Consider the following 17,677-nt stretch of genomic DNA (forward strand, 5'->3'; position numbering starts at 1 on the left):
AAAGGGAGAGGGTTTGTGGTTGAAAAACCGAACCTCGACGCCTGGGCCGAAGCCGCCGCGAAGGAAGTGAAGGGCCGTGACCTGACCTGGCACACGCCGGAGGGGATCGACGTCAAGCCGCTCTACACTCCCGAGGATGTGGCGGGCATCGACCCCGGCCTGCCGGGCTTCGCGCCGTTTACCCGGGGCGTGCGCGCGAGCATGTATGCCGGGCGGCCCTGGACGGTTCGGCAATATGCGGGCTTCTCTACCGCCGAGGAATCCAACGCCTTCTATCGCCGCAACCTGGCGGCGGGGCAGAAGGGACTTAGCGTCGCCTTCGATCTCGCCACGCATCGCGGCTATGACAGCGATCATCCGCGCGTCACCGGCGATGTCGGCAAGGCGGGGGTGGCGATCGACACGATCGAGGACATGAAGATCCTGTTCGACGGGATACCACTCGATCAGATGTCGGTCTCGATGACGATGAACGGCGCGGTGATCCCGATCCTTGCCTTCTTCATCGTCGCGGGCGAGGAGCAGGGCGTCCCTCAGGAGAAGCTGGACGGCACGATCCAGAACGACATCCTGAAGGAGTTCATGGTCCGCAACACCTATATCTATCCGCCCGAGCCGAGCATGCGGATCATCTCGGACATCTTCGCCTATACCTCGACCCATATGCCGAAGTTCAACAGCATCTCCATCTCCGGCTATCACATGCAGGAGGCCGGAGCGACGCAGGTGCAGGAGCTGGCCTTCACCATCGCCGACGGCATGGAATATGTGAAGTATGGCGTCGCCTCGGGGCTGGATATCGACAAGTTCGCGGGGCGGCTGTCGTTCTTCTTCGCGATCGGCATGAACTTCTTCATGGAGATCGCCAAGCTGCGCGCGGCGCGGGTGCTGTGGCACCGGGTGATGACGAAGCTGGGCGCGCAGGACGAGCGTTCCAAGATGCTGCGCACGCATTGCCAGACCTCGGGCGTCTCGCTCACCGAGCAGGATCCCTACAACAACGTCATGCGCACCACGATCGAGGCGATGGCGGCGATGCTGGGCGGCACCCAGAGCCTCCACACCAATGCATTGGACGAGGCGATCGCGCTGCCCACCGACTTCTCCGCCCGGATCGCGCGCAACACGCAGATCGTGATCCAGGAAGAGACGGGGATGACCAAGGTGGTCGATCCCCTGGGCGGCTCCTATTATGTCGAGGCGCTGACGCAGGAACTGGTCGACCGCGCCTGGGAGATCATCGCGCGGGTCGAGGCCGAGGGCGGCATGGCCAAGGCCGTGGCGGCCGGCTGGCCCAAGGCGATGATCGAAGAGGCTGCCGCCGCCACCGCCGCGCGGATCGACCGGGGCGAGCAGGTGATCGTCGGTGTCAACAAATATCGCAAGGACGGCGAGGATCCGATCGACATCCTCGATGTCGACAACCACGCGGTACGCGAGGCGCAGATCGCGCGGATCAAGCGGGTGAAGGCCGAGCGCGACGAGGCGGCGTGTCAGGCGGCGCTGGAGGCGCTGCGCGTCGGCGCAGAGGGCAAGGAGAATCTGCTCGGTCTCGCGGTGGAATGTGCCCGCAGGCGCGCGACGCTGGGCGAGATCTCGTCGGCGATGGAGGCGGGTTTCGGCCGCTATGCGACTCAGCCCGAGCCGGTGAAGGGTATCTATGGCGGCGCCTATGCCGACGATATCCGTTGGGAACGGCTGAAGGACGGCCTGGCCGCCACCGAGCGGCGGCTGGGCCGCAAGCCGCGCATGCTGGTCGCCAAGATGGGGCAGGACGGGCATGATCGCGGGGCGAACCTCGTCTCGTCGGCGTTCGGCGATTTGGGGTTCGAGGTGGTGCCGGGCCCGCTCTTCCAGACTCCGCAGGAAGCGGCCGCCTTGGCCCTGGAGAAGAATGTCGATGTCGTCGGCGCCTCCAGCCTCGCGGCGGGGCACAAGACGCTGATCCCTGAGCTGATCCGCGAATTGCAGGACGCCGGCCGCGCCGACATCAAGGTGGTCGCGGGCGGCGTCATCCCCGCGCAGGATTACGAATTCCTGCGCGAGGCCGGCGTGCAGGCCATCTTTGGTCCGGGAACGAACCTCGTTAAGGCGGCCGAGGAAGTGCTCCGGCTGCTGGGGCACAATATGCCCCCGATCGAGGAAGCCGCCGAATGAGTAGTGAAGTGCGTACCGACTGGACCCGCGACGCGATCGCCGCGCTGTTCGACATGCCGTTCCTGGACTTGGTGTACGAGGCGGCGTCGGTCCATCGCGCACATCATCCGCGCAATGCCGTGCAGCTCTCGACCCTGCTCTCGATCAAGACCGGCGGCTGCGCGGAGGATTGCGGCTATTGCAGCCAGTCGGCCCATGCCGAGACGGGGCTGAAAGCCACCAAGCTGATGGACGTGCGCGCGGTGCTCCAGGCGGCGGCGCAGGCCAAGGACGATGGCTCGTCCCGCTTCTGCATGGGCGCGGCGTGGCGCAGCCCCAAGGACCGCGACATGCCCGCCATCGTGGAGATGGTTAAGGGCGTGCGGCAGATGGGCATGGAGACCTGCATGACGCTGGGCATGCTCAGCGAGGGGCAGGCGAAGACGCTCGCCGATGCGGGGCTCGATTACTACAACCACAATATCGACACCTCGCCCGAGAACTACGCCAACGTCATCACCACGCGCGGCTTCGAGGAGCGGATCGAGACGCTGGAGCATGTCCGCTCGGCGGGGATCAATGTGTGTTGCGGCGGGATCGTCGGCATGGGCGAGACGCGCGCGGACCGGGTGGGCTTCCTCCACGCGCTGGCGACGATGCCGCACCCGGAAAGCGTGCCGATCAACGCGCTGGTGCCGGTGAAGGGCACCGTGCTGGGCGACATGCTGGCGGATACGCCGCTCGCCAAGATCGACGAGATCGAGTTCGTGCGTACCGTGGCGGTGGCGCGGATCCTGATGCCGCTGTCGATGGTGCGGCTGTCGGCCGGCCGCGAGAGCATGAGCGACGAGACGCAGGCTTTGTGCTTCCTGGCGGGGGCTAACTCGATCTTCACCGGCGACAAACTGCTGACGGCCGGCAATGCAGGCGACGACAAGGACGCGGCGCTGTTCGCGCGGCTCGGCGTCACGGCGATGCAAGGCGAGGTGAAGGCGGAACTGGAGGCTGCGGAGTGATCCTCTTTGCGGCGGCGATCCTGCTGCAGGATTGGCACCCGGCGCCCTGTACGGACAAGAGCGAGCGCGGTGACATCCGCTGCGCTCAGCGCGATCTCGCCAAGGCGGAGCGTGCGATGGGAACTGTGTTCAGTCAGGCGATCTTCCGGTTGCAGCACTGCACGCCGCGCAACTCGACATCCTGCTATAACCGGCCGCGCGCGATCAAGCTGCTCCAGGCCGAGCAGCGGACATGGCTCGCCTGGCGGAATGCCCATTGCGATGTCGTCGCCTTCGGCATGGAGGGAACCTCCGGTGAGATTCAGGTGCGAAGCGATTGCAGGACCGGGTTGACCGTGGCCCGTACCAAAGAATTGCAAGAGGTGGGGCACCGCTGACCATGCTGGAGACTGCACAATGATCTCGCTGGCGATGGCCCTGCTGTTGGCGGATGCCCAGACCGACGCGCAATGCAGCAATGCCGTCACCCAGGCGGATATGACGGGCTGCGCGGTGCGGGAATTCAACGCGGCGGACGCGGCGATGAACCGGCAGTGGAAGCTGACGCTGGCAGCGATGCACAATGCGGACCGCTATCCCGCGCAGGACGGGCGCCCCACCTATGCCAACCAGTTGCTGGCCGCCCAGCGGGCATGGCTCGCCTATCGCGACACGCATTGCGTCAGCGCCGGATATGCCGCGCGTGGCGGCAGCATGGAGCCGATGCTCGTCGCCCAATGCCGGGCTAAACTCACGCGCGAGCGCACCGAACAGCTCAAAGCCCTTATCGGAAACCATTGATGTTCAAAAAAATCCTGGTCGCCAATCGCGGCGAGATCGCCTGCCGTGTGATGCGCACCGCCAAGAAGATGGGGATCGCCACGGTGGCGGTCTATTCTGATGCCGATGCCCGCGCACCGCATGTGCGGATGGCGGACGAGGCGGTGCGGCTTGGGCCGGCGCCGGCGGCGGAGAGCTATCTGCGCGCGGACCTGATCCTGCTCGCCGCCAAGGAGACCGGGGCGGACTGCATCCATCCAGGCTATGGCTTCCTCTCCGAGCGCGAGAGCTTCGCGCGCGCCTGCGCCGAAGCGGGGATCGCGTTTGTCGGCCCGCCGCCGGGCGCGATCGCGGCGATGGGCGACAAGATCGAATCGAAGAAGCTCGCCAAAGCGGCCGGCGTGAACGTCGTCCCCGGCTTCCTGGGCGAGATCGCGGATACCGAGGAAGCGGTGCGGATCGCTTCCGAGATCGGCTATCCGGTGATGATGAAGGCTTCCGCCGGCGGCGGCGGCAAGGGGATGCGGCTCGCGTACAGCGAGCAGGACGTGCGCGAAGGCTTCGAGGCTACCAAGCGCGAGGGGCTCGCCAGCTTCGGCGACGACCGCGTCTTCATCGAGAAGTTCATCGAGCAGCCGCGCCATATCGAGATCCAGGTGCTGGGCGACCAGCATGGCAACATCGTCTATCTGGGCGAGCGCGAATGCTCGATCCAGCGGCGCCACCAGAAGGTGGTGGAGGAAGCCCCGTCGCCCTTCGTCACGCCGGAGATGCGCAAGGCGATGGGCGAGCAAGCCGTCGCGCTGGCGCGGGCGGTGGACTATTTCAGCGCGGGCACGGTCGAACTGATCGTCTCGGGCGCCGACAAGACGGGGCAGGGCTTCTACTTCCTGGAGATGAATACCCGGCTCCAGGTGGAGCATCCGGTGACGGAGTGCATCACCGGGCTCGATCTCGTCGAGCAGATGATCCGCGTCGCGGCCGGGGAGAAGTTCGCCTTCACCCAGGAAGAGGTGACGCTCACCGGCTGGGCGATTGAGAATCGCGTCTATGCCGAGGATCCCTATCGCGGCTTCCTGCCCTCCACCGGGCGGCTGGTGCGCTATCGGCCGCCCGCGCAGGGGGACGGGGTTCGCGTCGATGACGGTGTGGTCGAGGGCGGCGAGGTCTCGATGTTCTACGATCCGATGATCGCCAAGCTGGTCACTTATGGGGCGACGCGCGACGAGGCTGCGGACAAGCAGGTCGTCGCGCTCGATCGCTTCCGGATCGACGGGATCGGCCACAATATCGATTTCCTCTCGGCGATCATGCAGCATCCGCGCTTCCGTGAAGGCGCGCTGACCACGGGCTTCATCGCTGAGGAATATCCGGAGGGATTCCATGGCGCGCCCGCTTCGGCGACGCTCAGGCGCAAACTGGCGGCGGTGGCCGTGGCAATCGACCTCGAACGATCCCATCGTGCATCATGTATTTCGGGCCAGCTCGCGGATCGGGTGATCGGGGCGGCCGAACGCACGGTGATGATCGACGGCGAGCGGTTCGAGATCACCGTCGATGGTTATGAAGGCGGATTGCTCGTCAATTTCGGTCCGGCGGAGCCGCCGCTCGACCTGATCGGTCATTGGCGCCCCGGCGAGCCGCTGTTCGCGGCAACGATCGATGACGAGCCGCTCACGGTCGGGATCGATCGCAAGGGTGCCGCGTGGAAGCTCACCGCGCACGGCGCTTCGCATCTGGTCGGGGTGCTGCCGCCGCACATCGCGCAATATCGCCACCACATGATCGAGAAGGTGCCGCCCGACCTCTCCAAATTCCTGCTCGCGCCGATGCCGGGGCTGCTCACCCGGCTCCATGTCGCGCCCGGCGATCAGGTCGAGGCGGGCCAGCCGCTTGCGGTGGTCGAGGCGATGAAGATGGAGAATATCCTCCGCGCGGAGCGTGCAGGGACTGTCAGGGCCGCCAATTTCGGTCCCGGCGACAGCCTGGCCGTGGACGCCGCCATCCTGGAATTCGAATAGCTTGCGGGCGGCTTTACGCATCATCGTGCCGTTCTGAACCCGGATCAACAAGTGTAACCGCGCCCGCTTTCGCCTTTGGTTCACAAAGGGATGGCGGTATCTGTCCATCGCGTTACGATGGTTGCCCCACAAGCCGAACAAGGCGTGGGCTGGGGAGTGCTTGAGAGTGCAGGAGGAGGATGACAGCTTCACGCGGTGGATCGAGGCCTGTGCAGCCGGCGAGCTGCTGGGCATCGCCAGCGCGGCGCTGTGGTGGGTCACCTGCGATCGCTTCGATCCCGCGCCGGTGGGGCTTACCGCACAGATCGTAATGCTGGTCGCGAAGGCCGGAAGCGGAGTCCTTCAGGGTCTGATCCTGGGCTATCTCCAGGGCTGGGCGCTGCGGCGCCCCTATCCGGCGCTGGGCGTGGGGCATTGGGCCTCCGCGACGACGGCGATCGCGACGGCGGGATGGGGGCTGGCTGCCTGGGTATCGGTCTTCGGGCTGGAGAGCGGGCCGGAGGCGCCGGTGCTCGATCTGCTCCAGACCGCGCTCACCGCCGCACTGTTCGGCATCGTCGTCGGATTGCTCTTCGGAACGGTCCAGGCGCTGGTATTGCGCGGCGTCGCCTATGGCGCGCATTGGTGGATCCTCGCCAACATGATCGGCTGGGGGCTGGCCTTGCCGTGCATCTATGTCGCGTCCGCGGTGGGCAGCGCCGATCCGGGCTCGCTGGAAATCGCGTTCCGCGGGCTGATCGGCGGCGTCGTCTCGGGCGTGGTGCTGGGCACGGTGACGGGCCTCTCGTTCAACCTGATGCCGTCGCGCCGTCCGTCAACCGAATCGCTCGACGTCAGGTTCTGACGAACAGGTTCTTGAGCCAGAGCGGGCCGGTGTGCGCCGCTTGGCCCCAATCCGCTTCCTCGTCGAACGCATCTGGCGCATAGCCCCAGGGATTGAAGACCTTGACCCGGCCCGCCTTGAACGCGGCGGGGGTGCGGGTGACCAGCGTTAGGCCGTGTTCGAGCGCCGTCGCGGCGATCAGGCCGTCACGCGCATCGGCATAGGCGAGCTGGGCGCGCCGGCGCACTACCGCCGTGTCTATCGCCAGGATGCGTCCTTCGAACGCGGGCAGCACCTGCTTGTCGATCCAGTCGCGGAGCGCGGTTCCTGCCACCTTGTCCTGGCGTTCGACTGCGGCGGCGCCGGTGTCGAGCTCGAGAAGGGCCAGCGCGGAAAGGAACAGGCTCTGTCGCGGCACGCTTGCCGCCCAGCCCGCAAGGCCGGGATCGGTGCGCCCGGCCTTGGCCTTGCGCAGCTCGAATACGACGCCGGTATCGAGCAGGTACATCAGCCGGCGCTCCTGTCCCAGGCGCCGCCCGCGCGCGCCGCTTCCAGGTCGATCTCCGTGGTGGCCGGCATTGCCAGAAGCTCGACGATCGTCTCGCCATGGCCGGTCAACTGGCGGAACGCCTCGATGCTCATCAAGACATGGGTGGGCTTGCCGCGATCGGTGATGAAGACCGGTTCGAGTCGCGCGGCGCGCTTGGCGCGGCTCACATCCTGGTTGAGATCGCGGCTGCTGATGACCTTCATATCGAGCCTGTATAGCTACACTTGACAGCGTTGGCGTGTAGGCACGTTACTACCTTGTGTCGGTTCGGCAACATTTCATTTGCCGGTCATGAAAAACCGCATTCCCCAATCCCGATCGCTGCAATTTCCGGTTGCGCGCGATCCCTGAACTGCGCTCCCTGAAGCCAGATCGTGCGAAAACGACGCGAAGCAAGCCGGGGGGAGAATATGATGCTGACGGATCTGTTGAACGATGCCGTGCGCGTGGCAGGCGATATATTGAGCGCGCATGGTCCGGCGGTGAACGCCGCCAAGAGCTTCGCCCCGAGCGACTACAGCATCCATTTCTTCCTGCAGCTCGCGGTAATCATCCTCGCGTGCCGCGTCTTCGGCTGGCTCGGCCAGAAATTCCTGGGCCAGCCCCAGGTGGTGGGCGAGATGGTCGCGGGCGTGGTGCTCGGGCCATCGCTGCTCGGCTTGCTCTTCCCCGATTTCCAGGCGCTGCTGTTTCCCAAGGAGACCAAGAACGTCCTCTATGCCGGGGCACAGCTCGGCGTGGGGCTCTACATGTTCCTGGTCGGCACGACGCTGCGGCTCGATCACTTCCAGAGCAAGGGCAAGAGCGCGTTCGGCGTCTCGATGGCGGGAATCATCGTGCCGTTCCTGATCGCCACGGCGATCACGCCCTTCCTGCTGACGGTGCCCGGCCTGTTCGCACCCGGCATCAGCCAGTCCAACGCGACCTTGTTCATGGGCGCGTGCATCGCGCTCACCGCGTTCCCGATGCTCGCGCGCATCATCAACGAGCGCGGGCTTGCCAATAGCGCGCTCGGCACGCTCACGCTCACGGCCGGCGCGTTCGACGACGCGGCGTCGTGGTGCGTGCTCGCAGTGGTGCTGGCGACCTTCGGCGGCGGACCCGGGATCGCGGTGCTCGCGATCGGCGGCGGCGTGCTCTATGCCGCCTTCATCCTGGTGTTCGGCCGCAGGCTGCTCGCGCCGCTCGGCCGGATGGTCGAGGCCAAGGGCGAGATGAGCACCGGCATACTCGCGATCACGATGATGTTCTTCTGCCTCTCGGCGTTCCTGACGGACGCGATCGGCATCCATGCGGTGTTCGGCGGCTTCCTGCTGGGGGTGGCGATGCCGCGCGGCCTGTTCACCCAGGAGATCAAGCGCAAGGTGGAGCCGCTCGCGCTCGTCCTGCTGGTGCCGATGTTCTTCACCTATTCAGGGCTCAACACCCGGATGGACATGGTGAATTCGGTGCCGCTGCTCCTGATCGCACTGGGCGTCCTGGCGGCCTCGATCCTTGCCAAGTTCGGCGCCTGCTGGGCCGCGGCGCGGCTGGCCGGGGAGGACAACCGCACCGCATTGGGCATCGGTGCGCTGATGAACTCGCGCGGACTGATGGAGCTTATCATCATCAATATCGGCCTGCAGAAGGGCATCATCGGCCCCACGCTCTTCTCGATGCTGGTGCTGATGGCGATCGTCACCACGGTGATGGCGACTCCGTTGTTCGAGCTGGTCTATGGCCGCAAGGCGCGCCAGACCGGCGAGCTGGGCGCCGTTCCCGGCAGCATGGCCGCCGGCGCCGTCTGAAATCGCGGATCGCCCCTTAAACCGCGAGCAACTGCTCGTCGTCGGCGTTTATCCGGGCGATGAGTTCGCGGTGCGAGGGGAGATCGTGCATCGCGCGCTCGCCGAAATTGCGGATGCGCGCGAAGATCCGCTCCGCCGCGGCGACATGGGGGAAATCGCCGCGCGCCGGCCCCAGATCGGTTTTGAACTCCATCCCGTAGAGGATGTACTGATAGTTGAAGAAGGCGAAGCTTTCGAGATCGAGGACGAAATCGAAGCGGCCGGGCGGGCGATAGCGCCATTGATCGAGCAGTCCGGCCAGCCGATCGGGAATCGAGCCGGCCTGAGTGTTGTTGCGCCAGAAGGGCTCCCGGCGCTGGCTGAGGCAGTAATGGAGCTTCAGGAAGGAGACGATGTTCTCGTAGCGCGCCGTCATCAGCTCGTTGAAGCGCCTGGCGGGCGCATCGATCGGGCCGTTATGCGGGAACAGTTCCGCGATCATGCCGATCGCGGCTTCGATCAGCACCACGCCGGTCGATTCGAGCGGCTCGAGGAAGCCCGCCGACAGGCCGACCGCAATGCAGTTCTTCACCCATTGCCGTTCGCGATAGCCGGGCTCGAACGGGATGCGGCGCGGCGCGATCTCGACATCGCCCGCGCCGATATAGTCGTGGAGGATCTCGGCAGCGCGATCGTCGTCGATATGGTCGCTTGAATAGACGCAGCCGATGCCGCGCGCGCCGGCCAGGCCGATGTCCCACGTCCAGCCCGCTTCATGCGCGGTGGCGATGGTGAAGCTTTCCAGCGGCGTGTCGGGCCGGTCATAGGGAATCTTGCAGGCGAGCGCGCGATTGGTGAACAGGCTGGAGCGTACCGACTTGAACGGCGCCTGCATCGCGCTGCCGATCAACTCGGCGCGGAAACCCGTGCAGTCGATATAGAGATCGGCTTTCATCTCACCATGGCCGTCGGTCAGGACATGATCGATCGCGCCGTCGGAATCGAGCGCGACGCCGTTCAACCTGTCCTCGATATGCCGGACGCCCAGCTCCCGACCCCGGGCAGCGAGCACCCGGGCCAGCCGCGCCGCATCGAAATGATAGGCATAGTTGAGCGGCCCGCCGAAATCCCCCTCATGCGCGCGCTTGGGCGCGCGGCGGGCATCGGCGACGCGGTTCTGGATCGTCACGGCCTGGGCGAAGGGCGGGCGGGTCTTCTCGTCCTGGAGCAGCCAATAGGCCGCCAGGTTCGCCCCTTCGGCATAGAAGGGCGCTTCGAACGGGTGGAGGAAATGGCTGTGCGCGCCGTTTTCGGGCGTGTGGACCCAATCGGTGAAGCGGATACCCTGCTTGAACGTCGCCGAAGTGCCCCGGATGAACTGGCCTTCATCGATCCCGAGGAACTTCAGCGTCTCGCGGATGGTGGGGAAGGTGCCTTCACCCACGCCGACGATGCCGATATCGGGGGATTCGAGCAGCGTGATCTCCAGATGGCCGCGCCCGGAAAGATCGAGGAACCTGGCGAGATACGCCGCGGTCAGCCAGCCGGCCGTGCCGCCGCCGACCACCAGAATGCGTCGCTTCCGCTCCATATCCGCTGCATATCCCAGCCGGCATCAGCCGAACAGGCTGTGCAAAACCTTTGTATGCGCCATTAGCGGAATGCGCGTTGCTAATGTTGCCTATATATTGCAGCGCGCGAGTCCGCGTTTCTGAGGGATCCCATGTCTCGGCCCATCTTCTTCGATCCCTCCGGCAGCCGGCGACGCTGGACCCTGCGCGCGGTCGTCGTGGCGATATTGCTCGTGGTGGCGACGGCGGTGGTGTTCGCGATCACCATCCTCGACGTGCCGCGCGGCGGCGACCTGCCGGTGCGCTGGGGCAGCACCAAGCCGGCGGCACTCCATTCGAAGGACGCGCGGGGGCACAAGGGCGGACGCTGGCTTCCGGCCGGAAACGCCAAGACGATCGGATCGGCGCTGACGATCGGCTTCTACGTTCCGTGGGACCAGTCGAGCGCGAGTTCGCTCCAGCGCAATATCCGCAATCTCGATTGGGTGGTGCCCGCGCTGGTGACGGTCGCGGGGCCGAAGCACGCGATGCATATCCAGGACGACGTGCCTTTCGCCGCCATCCTCGCCGGAGCGCCGCACCCACCCAAGGTGCTGCCGATGGTGCAGAACCTGGCGAACGAGCAATGGGACGGGGCCGGCGCGGCCAGGCTGATCGCCGATCCCGCCGCGCGAGCGAAGTTCGTGCACGACCTCGCGGCGATGGTCGCGGCGCGCAAGCAGGCCGGGCTGGTGATGGATTTCGAGAGCCTGCCGGCCGGTGCCGTGCCGCACTATCTCGGGCTGCTCGCGCAGATCAACGCCGCCTTGCCCAAGGACAAGGTGCTCGCCGTCACCGTGCCCGCGGGCGATCCGGACTGGGACTATAAGCGCTTCGCCGCCGTCGCCGATCGCGTAATCCTGATGAACTACGACCAGCATTGGCAGGGCGGGACCGCCGGGCCGATCGCGGCGCAGCCTTGGTTCGTCGATCAGTTGCGCAGCGCCGTGCGGCAGATCGGCGCGGAGAAGCTGATCGTCGCGATCGGCAGCTATGCCTATGACTGGCACGGCAGCAAGGTGGATGCACTCAGCATCGAAGAGGCGTGGATCGCCGCGCATGACAGCGAGGCGCCGATCGAGTTCGACAAGGCGAGCGGCAACGCCGCCTTCGCCTATGACGAGGACAATGGCGAGCATCACGAGATCTGGATGCTGGATGCCACGGCGACGTGGAACCAGCTCCAGGCCGTGCGCGCGATGGGCGTGGGCAGCGTCGCGCTGTGGAGGCTGGGGACCGAGGATGCCGGGGTCTGGCCGGCGCTCCAGGCGTTCCGCAACGGTGGGCGGCCCGACCTGGGCACGATGGTGCCGGCGAGCGAAGTCGATGTCGAGGGATCGGGCGAGATATTGCGCGTCACCGCATCGCCCACCAACGGTCGGCGCGAGGTGCATTTCGATGCGGCGGGGATCATCCGCGATGTCGATTATGCGGTGCTGCCCACGCCCTATGTCGTCTCGCGCACCGGCGCCGCGCCGAAGCTGGTGGCGCTGACCTTCGACGACGGGCCGGATACGACCTACACGCCGCAGATTCTGGACATATTGAAGCGCGAGAAGGTGCCCGGGACATTCTTCATCATCGGCGAGAATGCGCTCCAGCACCCGCTGCTGCTGCGCCGGATGGTCGCCGAGGGGCATGAGCTGGGCAACCATACCTATACCCACCCCAATCTAGCGCTCGCTTCGGCGCGCAGCACCTCGATCGAGCTCAATGCGACCCAGCGGCTGGTCCAGGCCTATACCGGCCGCGGCATGCGGCTGTTCCGCGCGCCCTATTTCGGCGATGCCGAGCCGACCACGGCGGACGAGCTCGATCCCGCCGTGGTGGCGCAGCAGCAGGGCTATACGGTGGTCGGCCTCCATGCCGATCCGGACGACTGGAAGCGGCCCGGCGTCGATGCGATCATCCAGCGCGCGGTGTCGCAGGTGCTCGCCGCCTCGCCCGAGCGATCGGCCAATGTCGTCCTGCTCCATGACGGCGGCGGCGAGCGCAGCCAGACGGTGACCGCGCTCCCGCAGATCATCGCCCAGTTGCGCGCCAAGGGATACAGTTTCGTGCCGGTGTCGCAGCTCGCCGGGCTCTCGCGCGACGCGGTGATGCCGAAGATCGAGGGAAGCGACCTGCTGGCGGTGCGCGCCGATGTGGCGATCTTCGTGGTGCTCGCGGGGCTGGCGGCGGCGCTTCGATGGCTGTTCTTCGTCGCGATCACGCTGGGCATCGCGCGGGCGCTGATCCTCGCGGGGCTGGCGCTTCGCCAGCGGCGGCGCGAGCGGGGCGAGAAGCCTGTCTTCATGCCGACCGTCTCGGTCATCATCCCCGCCTATAACGAGGAGCGCGTGATCGAGGGATCGATCCGCCGCGTGCTGGCGAGCGACTATCCGGCGATCGAGCTGATCGTCGCCGACGACGGATCGAAGGATGCGACCAGCGCGATCGTGGCACGGGAGTTCGGCGACGATCCGCGCGTGACGCTGCTGACGCTGGAGAATGGCGGCAAGGCGGCGGCGCTCAACCGTGCGCTGCAATCGGCCAGGGGCGAGGTCATCATCGCGCTCGACGCCGATACCCAGTTCGAGCCCGAGACGATCGGACGGCTGGCGCGCTGGTTCGTCGATCCCAAGCTGGGCGCGGTGGCGGGCAATGCCCAGGTGGGCAACCGCGTCAATCTCGTCACCCGCTGGCAGGCGGTGGAATATGTGACTGCGCAGAATCTGGAGCGGCGCGCGCTTGCGGGCTTCAACGCGATCACCGTAGTTCCCGGCGCGGTGGGGGCCTGGCGCCGCGCCGCGCTCGATGCCGTGGGCGGCTATCCCGAGGATACGCTGGCCGAGGACCAGGATCTGACCATCGCGATCCAGCGCGGGGGCTGGCGCGTGACTTATGATACCGACGCGGTCGCCTGGACCGAGGCGCCCGAGAGCTTCAAGGCGCTCGCCAAACAGCGCTATCGCTGGGCGTTCGGGACGCTCCAGTGCCTGTGGAAGCATCGCGGCATCTATCGCGATCGCGACCGTTCGGCGCGCGGGCTGGCGCTGGTGGGCCTTCCCCAGGCCTGGATATTCCAGATCGGGTTCGCCGCGATCTCGCCGCTGATCGACCTCGCCCTGGTGGTGGCGGTGATCGGGACCGCGATCAACGTGTCGCAGCATGGCTGGGAGCAGACCCAGGGCGATGTCGGCACCATGGCGATCTATTGGGTGGCCTTCACTGCGATAGACGTGGGCTGCGGCTGGATCGCCTACCGGCTCAACAGCCGCAAGATCCGCTATCCCGCGCTGCTGCTGGTGGCGCAGCGCTTCGTCTATCGCCAGCTCATGTACTGGGTGGTGCTGCGCGCGATCAGCTCCGCCGTGGGCGGTTGGTGGGTCGGCTGGGGCAAGCTGGAGCGCAGCGGGCGGGTGGGGACGGGCGCGCCCGCTGCGCAGAATCCGGGCTGAGGAGCGCTCAGCCCGGCAGCACGAGCCGGGCGTCGCGCACTTTCACCATGGCCTCCACATTGCCGAGCAATATCTGTGCGGCGCGCTCCGGCAGGCCATCGACCGCCACTTCGAGCCAGAGATGATCGTCCCGCCGCTCGGACGTGATGGTCAGCGGAACCAGCGCGTGGCGGGAGACGAGGTCGAGCACCCGCAGCAGCACATTGGGGCAGATCTCCGCTTCCACCTGCAATCGGCAGAGGCGGTCGTTCGGGGTCTTGCGGACAGGGCGATACAGGGTGGGCGCGCTCGATATGGCGCGCGCGCAATCTTGGTGCGACATGGGAAATCCATCGATTCGAAACTGGAAATGACGAGCCGCGAGAGGCGGCCCCGACGCGCGCCGGATCAGCCGATCCGGCAGCCACTAATTCGCTGGCGGCTCCGTTCGCGCACGAACGAAGCGCCGGAGCTAAGTCGCTCCGCCGTCCGGATCGTGATCGCCATCAGAGCCTCGGTCATCCAACTGCCCGATATCGTGGAATGCCGCGCATATCGGTCCGGTGGGGATTTATCAATGCCGCGCTCGCCGGAAGGTCGCGCGCCGATTGATACGACGCGGGTCAGGTTCTAGATTCCCCGTGCCGGCCTGCTTCGCCGTGCGCATTCGGACATCAAGGGAGAATCAGCAATGGACGCCATCGCGCCCGGCCATGTGGCCGTCGTCACCGGAGCCGCCAGAGGGATCGGGCTCGCCGCCGCCCGCAGGTTCGCGGCCGAAGGGATGCGGGTCTGCCTTGTCGACAAGGCGCCGGCGGTGGCCGAGGCAGCTGCTGCGATCGGTCCCGAAGCCGCGTCGTTCCTCGTCGATGTGAGCGACCGGGCCGCCGTCGAGTCGCTCGCCGGGGAAGTGCGCGCGCGTTTCGGCCCGGTTTCGGTGCTGATGAACAATGCGGCCATCCATGGTGGCGCCGATGCTCTGTCGAGCCCTGACATCTGGGACAGCGTGATCGGGATCAACCTGATGGGCGTGGTGCACGGCGTCCAGGCGTTCGTGCCGGCGATGATCGACGGCGGAAAGCCCGGGCTCGTCATCAACACGGGCTCCAAGCAGGGAATCACCCAGCCGCCCGGCAACACGGCGTATAATGTCAGCAAGTCCGCGGTGAAGGCGCTGACCGAGGGGCTGGCGCACAGCCTGCTGGAGAAGACCGGGGGGCGTATCGGCGCACATCTCCTGATCCCGGGCTTCACCTTCACCGGCATGACGCGCTCGGGCGGCGAGAAGCCCGCCGGCGCCTGGACTGCGGAGCAGGTGATCGACTTCATGATGGAACGGATGGCGGCGGGCGACTTCTACATCCTGTGCCCGGACAATGAAGTCACCCGGGATCTGGACGAAAAACGCATGGCCTGGACGATGGGCGACGTGATCGAGAATCGGCCGGCGCTCTCGCGCTGGCATCCGAAGTATCGAGAAGCCTTCGCCGCGTTCATGGCTGAGGACTGACTGAGGTGGCCGGGGGAGGATCGGTTTCCTCGGCCAGTGCCTTTCGGCCGCGCCGGCGAGGCTGGAAACAAGTGGCTCCCCGGGCCTGATTCGAACAGGCGACCATTCGATTAACAGTCGAACGCTCTACCGCTGAGCTACCGGGGAATGCCGTCTTGTAGCGGCCTGGGCCGCTGCGGAGGGGCGCCTATAGCAGCGGGTTTTCGTGCTTTGCAAGGGGCTCAGGCGATGAATTGTTCCATCGTTATGCGATCGTCCAGTGCATGCTCGGGATCGAAGAGCAAAGTGAGGTCGCGCATATGGTCGATCTCCACCTGGACCTCGGCGACTTCGCGCACCTCGCGCTGATCGGCGACGGCGCTGACCGGGCGCTTGTCCGCCTCCAGCACGCGCAGGCCGATGCGGGTCTTCTCGGGAAGAATCGCGCCACGCCAGCGCCGAGGGCGGAACGGGCTGATCGGCGTGAGCGCCAGCAGCGCCGAGCCGAGCGGCAGGATCGGCCCCTGGGCGGAGAAATTATACGCGGTCGATCCGGCTGGCGTGGCCACCAGGATGCCGTCGCACACCAACTCGGGCAGCACGATGCGATCGTTGACGGTGACTTCGATCTTGGCGGTCTGGCGGGTCTCGCGCAGCAGCGAGACCTCGTTGATCGCAGGCAGCGTGCAATGCTCGCCGTCGACCGTGATCGCGGTCATGCTGAGCGGGGAGACGCGGAACGGCTTGGTGCGGGCCAGGCGCTGATCGAGCCCTTCGAGCGCCCAGTCGTTCATCAGGAAGCCGATCGTGCCCAGGTTCATGCCGAACACCGGGACGATCCGCCGACGCTCCAGCATCGCGTGAAGCGTCTGGAGCATGAAGCCGTCGCCGCCCAGCGCCACGACCTGCTCGGCCTGGTCGAGCGGCACCCAGTCGTAAGCCTGGCGCAGTTCCTCGGCCGCGATCTGGGCGGGAGCGGTGGGGGAGGCGAGCAACGCGCGGGGGATCGTCATCCGCCGGTGACGCTCATGTGGCGCGCGACCGCGGGCGCCGCGCCGCGGACGATGTGGAAATCATGCGCCTCCGGCTTGCTGCCCAGCGCCTGGTCGATACGGATGTCGACCAGGGTGAGGCCGCCGGTGCGGATCGCGGCCTTGAGATCGACCGAATCCTCATGGCCCAGGCACATATGGAGCCGTCCGTCGGTGGAGAGGCGGACGCGGTTGCAGGTCGCGCAAAAATTGCCGGTGAGGGGCGAGATCAGGCCCAGCCGCGTGCCGGTGCCGGCGACGCGCCAATAGCGTGCGGGGCCGCCGCTGTTGTGGGTATCGGGGAGCAGATCGAATTGCTTGCGCAACTCGTCCATCACCCGGGTAAGCGGGAGGAAGCGATCGGCGCGGTCCTCGTCGATCGTGCCGAGCGGCATCGTCTCGATCAGCGACAGGTCCATGCCCTGCGCGACCGCCCAGGCGAGCATCGGAGCGAATTCGCGGTCGTTGAAGCCCTTCAGCGCGACCATGTTGATCTTGACCGCCAAGCCGGCTGCGCGGGCGGCGGCGATGCCCTCCAGCACCTTCGACACGTCGCCATGGCGGGTGATGGTGCGGAAGGTCTCGGGATCGCGGCTGTCGATGCTCACATTGACGCGGCGGATGCCGGCAGCGAACAGTGCCTCGGCATGTTCGGCCAGGTGCGTGCCGTTGGTGGTGAGCGTGAGTTCGTCGAGGGCCGTGCCGACATGGCGGCCGAGCCGGCGCGCGAGATCGATCATGTCGCGCCGCACCAGCGGTTCGCCGCCCGTCAACCGGATCTTGCGCACGCCGCGGGCGATGAAGCGTTCGGCGATCAGCGCGATCTCGTCGAGGCTGAGCAGCGCGTCCCGGGGCAGGAACGTCATCCGTTCGGACATGCAATAGCGGCAGCGCAGGTCGCAGCGATCTGTCACGGAAATGCGCAGATAGCGGATCGCGCGACCATGACGATCCACCAGAGCTTTGGGCGCAAGGGCAGGATCGCTGGCCATTCTGCTTGGGTAAGCACTCCTTCCCGAGCAAACAACCCTTGCGATGGCGGTTCCGTCCGTTACCC

The 17,677-nt window shown here is 66.5% G+C and carries 15 protein-coding genes and 1 tRNA gene; 9 read left to right on the forward strand and 7 right to left on the reverse strand.

Going from position 1 to position 17,677, the window contains the following annotated elements; all coding sequences use genetic code 11:
- Positions 1-15 precede the first annotated feature (15 nt).
- The 6 genes from scpA to HB724_RS03195 all read left to right on the forward strand — a co-directional run bounded on the left by scpA (position 16) and on the right by HB724_RS03195 (position 6,776).
- On the forward strand, positions 16-2,157 hold the full coding sequence (gene scpA, locus HB724_RS03170) for a methylmalonyl-CoA mutase (RefSeq protein WP_213979450.1): 2,142 nt from the start codon (positions 16-18) through the stop codon (positions 2,155-2,157).
- On the forward strand, positions 2,154-3,152 hold the full coding sequence (gene bioB / locus HB724_RS03175) for a biotin synthase BioB (RefSeq protein WP_213979451.1): 999 nt from the start codon (positions 2,154-2,156) through the stop codon (positions 3,150-3,152). Before scpA ends, bioB begins: the two co-directional genes overlap by 4 nt.
- On the forward strand, positions 3,149-3,529 hold the full coding sequence (locus HB724_RS03180; protein ID WP_213979452.1) for a lysozyme inhibitor LprI family protein: 381 nt from the start codon (positions 3,149-3,151) through the stop codon (positions 3,527-3,529). The genes bioB and HB724_RS03180 overlap by 4 nt, the downstream gene beginning before the upstream one ends.
- 19 nt (positions 3,530-3,548) lie before the next feature.
- Entirely contained in the window at positions 3,549-3,932 is a 384-nt protein-coding gene (locus HB724_RS03185; protein WP_213979453.1) for a lysozyme inhibitor LprI family protein, read from the forward strand.
- Positions 3,932-5,932, forward strand: coding sequence for an acetyl/propionyl/methylcrotonyl-CoA carboxylase subunit alpha (locus HB724_RS03190; RefSeq protein ID WP_213979454.1), 2,001 nt, complete (start codon positions 3,932-3,934; stop codon positions 5,930-5,932). The genes HB724_RS03185 and HB724_RS03190 overlap by 1 nt, the downstream gene beginning before the upstream one ends.
- Positions 5,933-6,098: 166 nt before the next feature.
- A complete protein-coding gene (locus HB724_RS03195) occupies positions 6,099-6,776 on the forward strand; it encodes a hypothetical protein (RefSeq protein ID WP_213979455.1) in 678 nt (225 codons plus the stop codon).
- Here the strand turns inward: HB724_RS03195 and HB724_RS03200 are convergent.
- Both HB724_RS03200 and HB724_RS03205 read right to left on the reverse strand, forming a co-directional pair.
- Positions 6,766-7,263, reverse strand: a complete 498-nt coding sequence (locus HB724_RS03200; protein ID WP_213979456.1) for a PIN domain-containing protein — start codon at positions 7,261-7,263, stop codon at positions 6,766-6,768. The two genes, HB724_RS03195 and HB724_RS03200, sit on opposite strands and share 11 nt — an antisense overlap.
- A complete protein-coding gene (locus tag HB724_RS03205) occupies positions 7,263-7,508 on the reverse strand; it encodes a type II toxin-antitoxin system Phd/YefM family antitoxin (RefSeq protein ID WP_213979457.1) in 246 nt (81 codons plus the stop codon). Before HB724_RS03205 ends, HB724_RS03200 begins: the two co-directional genes overlap by 1 nt.
- 207 nt (positions 7,509-7,715) lie before the next feature.
- Here HB724_RS03205 and HB724_RS03210 point away from each other — a divergent pair, with 207 nt between their 5' ends.
- Positions 7,716-9,092, forward strand: coding sequence for a cation:proton antiporter (locus tag HB724_RS03210; protein ID WP_213979458.1), 1,377 nt, complete (start codon positions 7,716-7,718; stop codon positions 9,090-9,092).
- Positions 9,093-9,108: 16 nt separating this feature from the next.
- On the opposite strand, the gene HB724_RS03215 is transcribed toward HB724_RS03210, so the two are convergent.
- Entirely contained in the window at positions 9,109-10,662 is a 1,554-nt protein-coding gene (locus HB724_RS03215) for a tryptophan halogenase family protein (RefSeq protein WP_213979459.1), read from the reverse strand.
- A gap of 132 nt (positions 10,663-10,794) precedes the next feature.
- On the opposite strand from HB724_RS03215, the gene HB724_RS03220 reads away from it, so the two are divergent.
- Positions 10,795-14,121: a glycosyltransferase gene (locus HB724_RS03220; protein ID WP_213979460.1), complete on the forward strand. Its 3,327-nt coding sequence runs from the start codon at positions 10,795-10,797 to the stop codon at positions 14,119-14,121.
- Positions 14,122-14,128: 7 nt separating this feature from the next.
- On the opposite strand, the gene HB724_RS03225 is transcribed toward HB724_RS03220, so the two are convergent.
- The gene (locus HB724_RS03225; protein WP_213979461.1) at positions 14,129-14,443 is read right to left on the reverse strand and encodes a hypothetical protein; all 315 of its coding nucleotides are present in this window, start codon (positions 14,441-14,443) and stop codon (positions 14,129-14,131) included.
- 348 nt (positions 14,444-14,791) lie between these two features.
- Between HB724_RS03225 and HB724_RS03230 the strand changes: the two genes are divergently transcribed.
- Positions 14,792-15,610 (forward strand): SDR family NAD(P)-dependent oxidoreductase, encoded by an 819-nt coding sequence (locus tag HB724_RS03230; RefSeq protein WP_213979462.1) that lies wholly within the window; start codon positions 14,792-14,794, stop codon positions 15,608-15,610.
- 72 nt (positions 15,611-15,682) lie between these two features.
- Here HB724_RS03230 and HB724_RS03235 read toward each other — a convergent pair.
- From HB724_RS03235 to moaA, 3 genes are all read right to left on the reverse strand, one after another.
- Positions 15,683-15,757 (reverse strand) — tRNA-Asn (locus HB724_RS03235).
- Positions 15,758-15,831: 74 nt separating this feature from the next.
- Positions 15,832-16,602: an NAD kinase gene (locus tag HB724_RS03240; protein ID WP_213979463.1), complete on the reverse strand. Its 771-nt coding sequence runs from the start codon at positions 16,600-16,602 to the stop codon at positions 15,832-15,834.
- Positions 16,599-17,612, reverse strand: a complete 1,014-nt coding sequence (gene moaA / locus HB724_RS03245; protein WP_213979464.1) for a GTP 3',8-cyclase MoaA — start codon at positions 17,610-17,612, stop codon at positions 16,599-16,601. The genes HB724_RS03240 and moaA overlap by 4 nt, the downstream gene beginning before the upstream one ends.
- Positions 17,613-17,677: the final 65 nt, after the last annotated feature.

This window comes from Sphingomonas sp. dw_22, assembly GCF_018449795.1.
In the GTDB taxonomy this organism is placed as follows: domain Bacteria; phylum Pseudomonadota; class Alphaproteobacteria; order Sphingomonadales; family Sphingomonadaceae; genus Sphingomonas.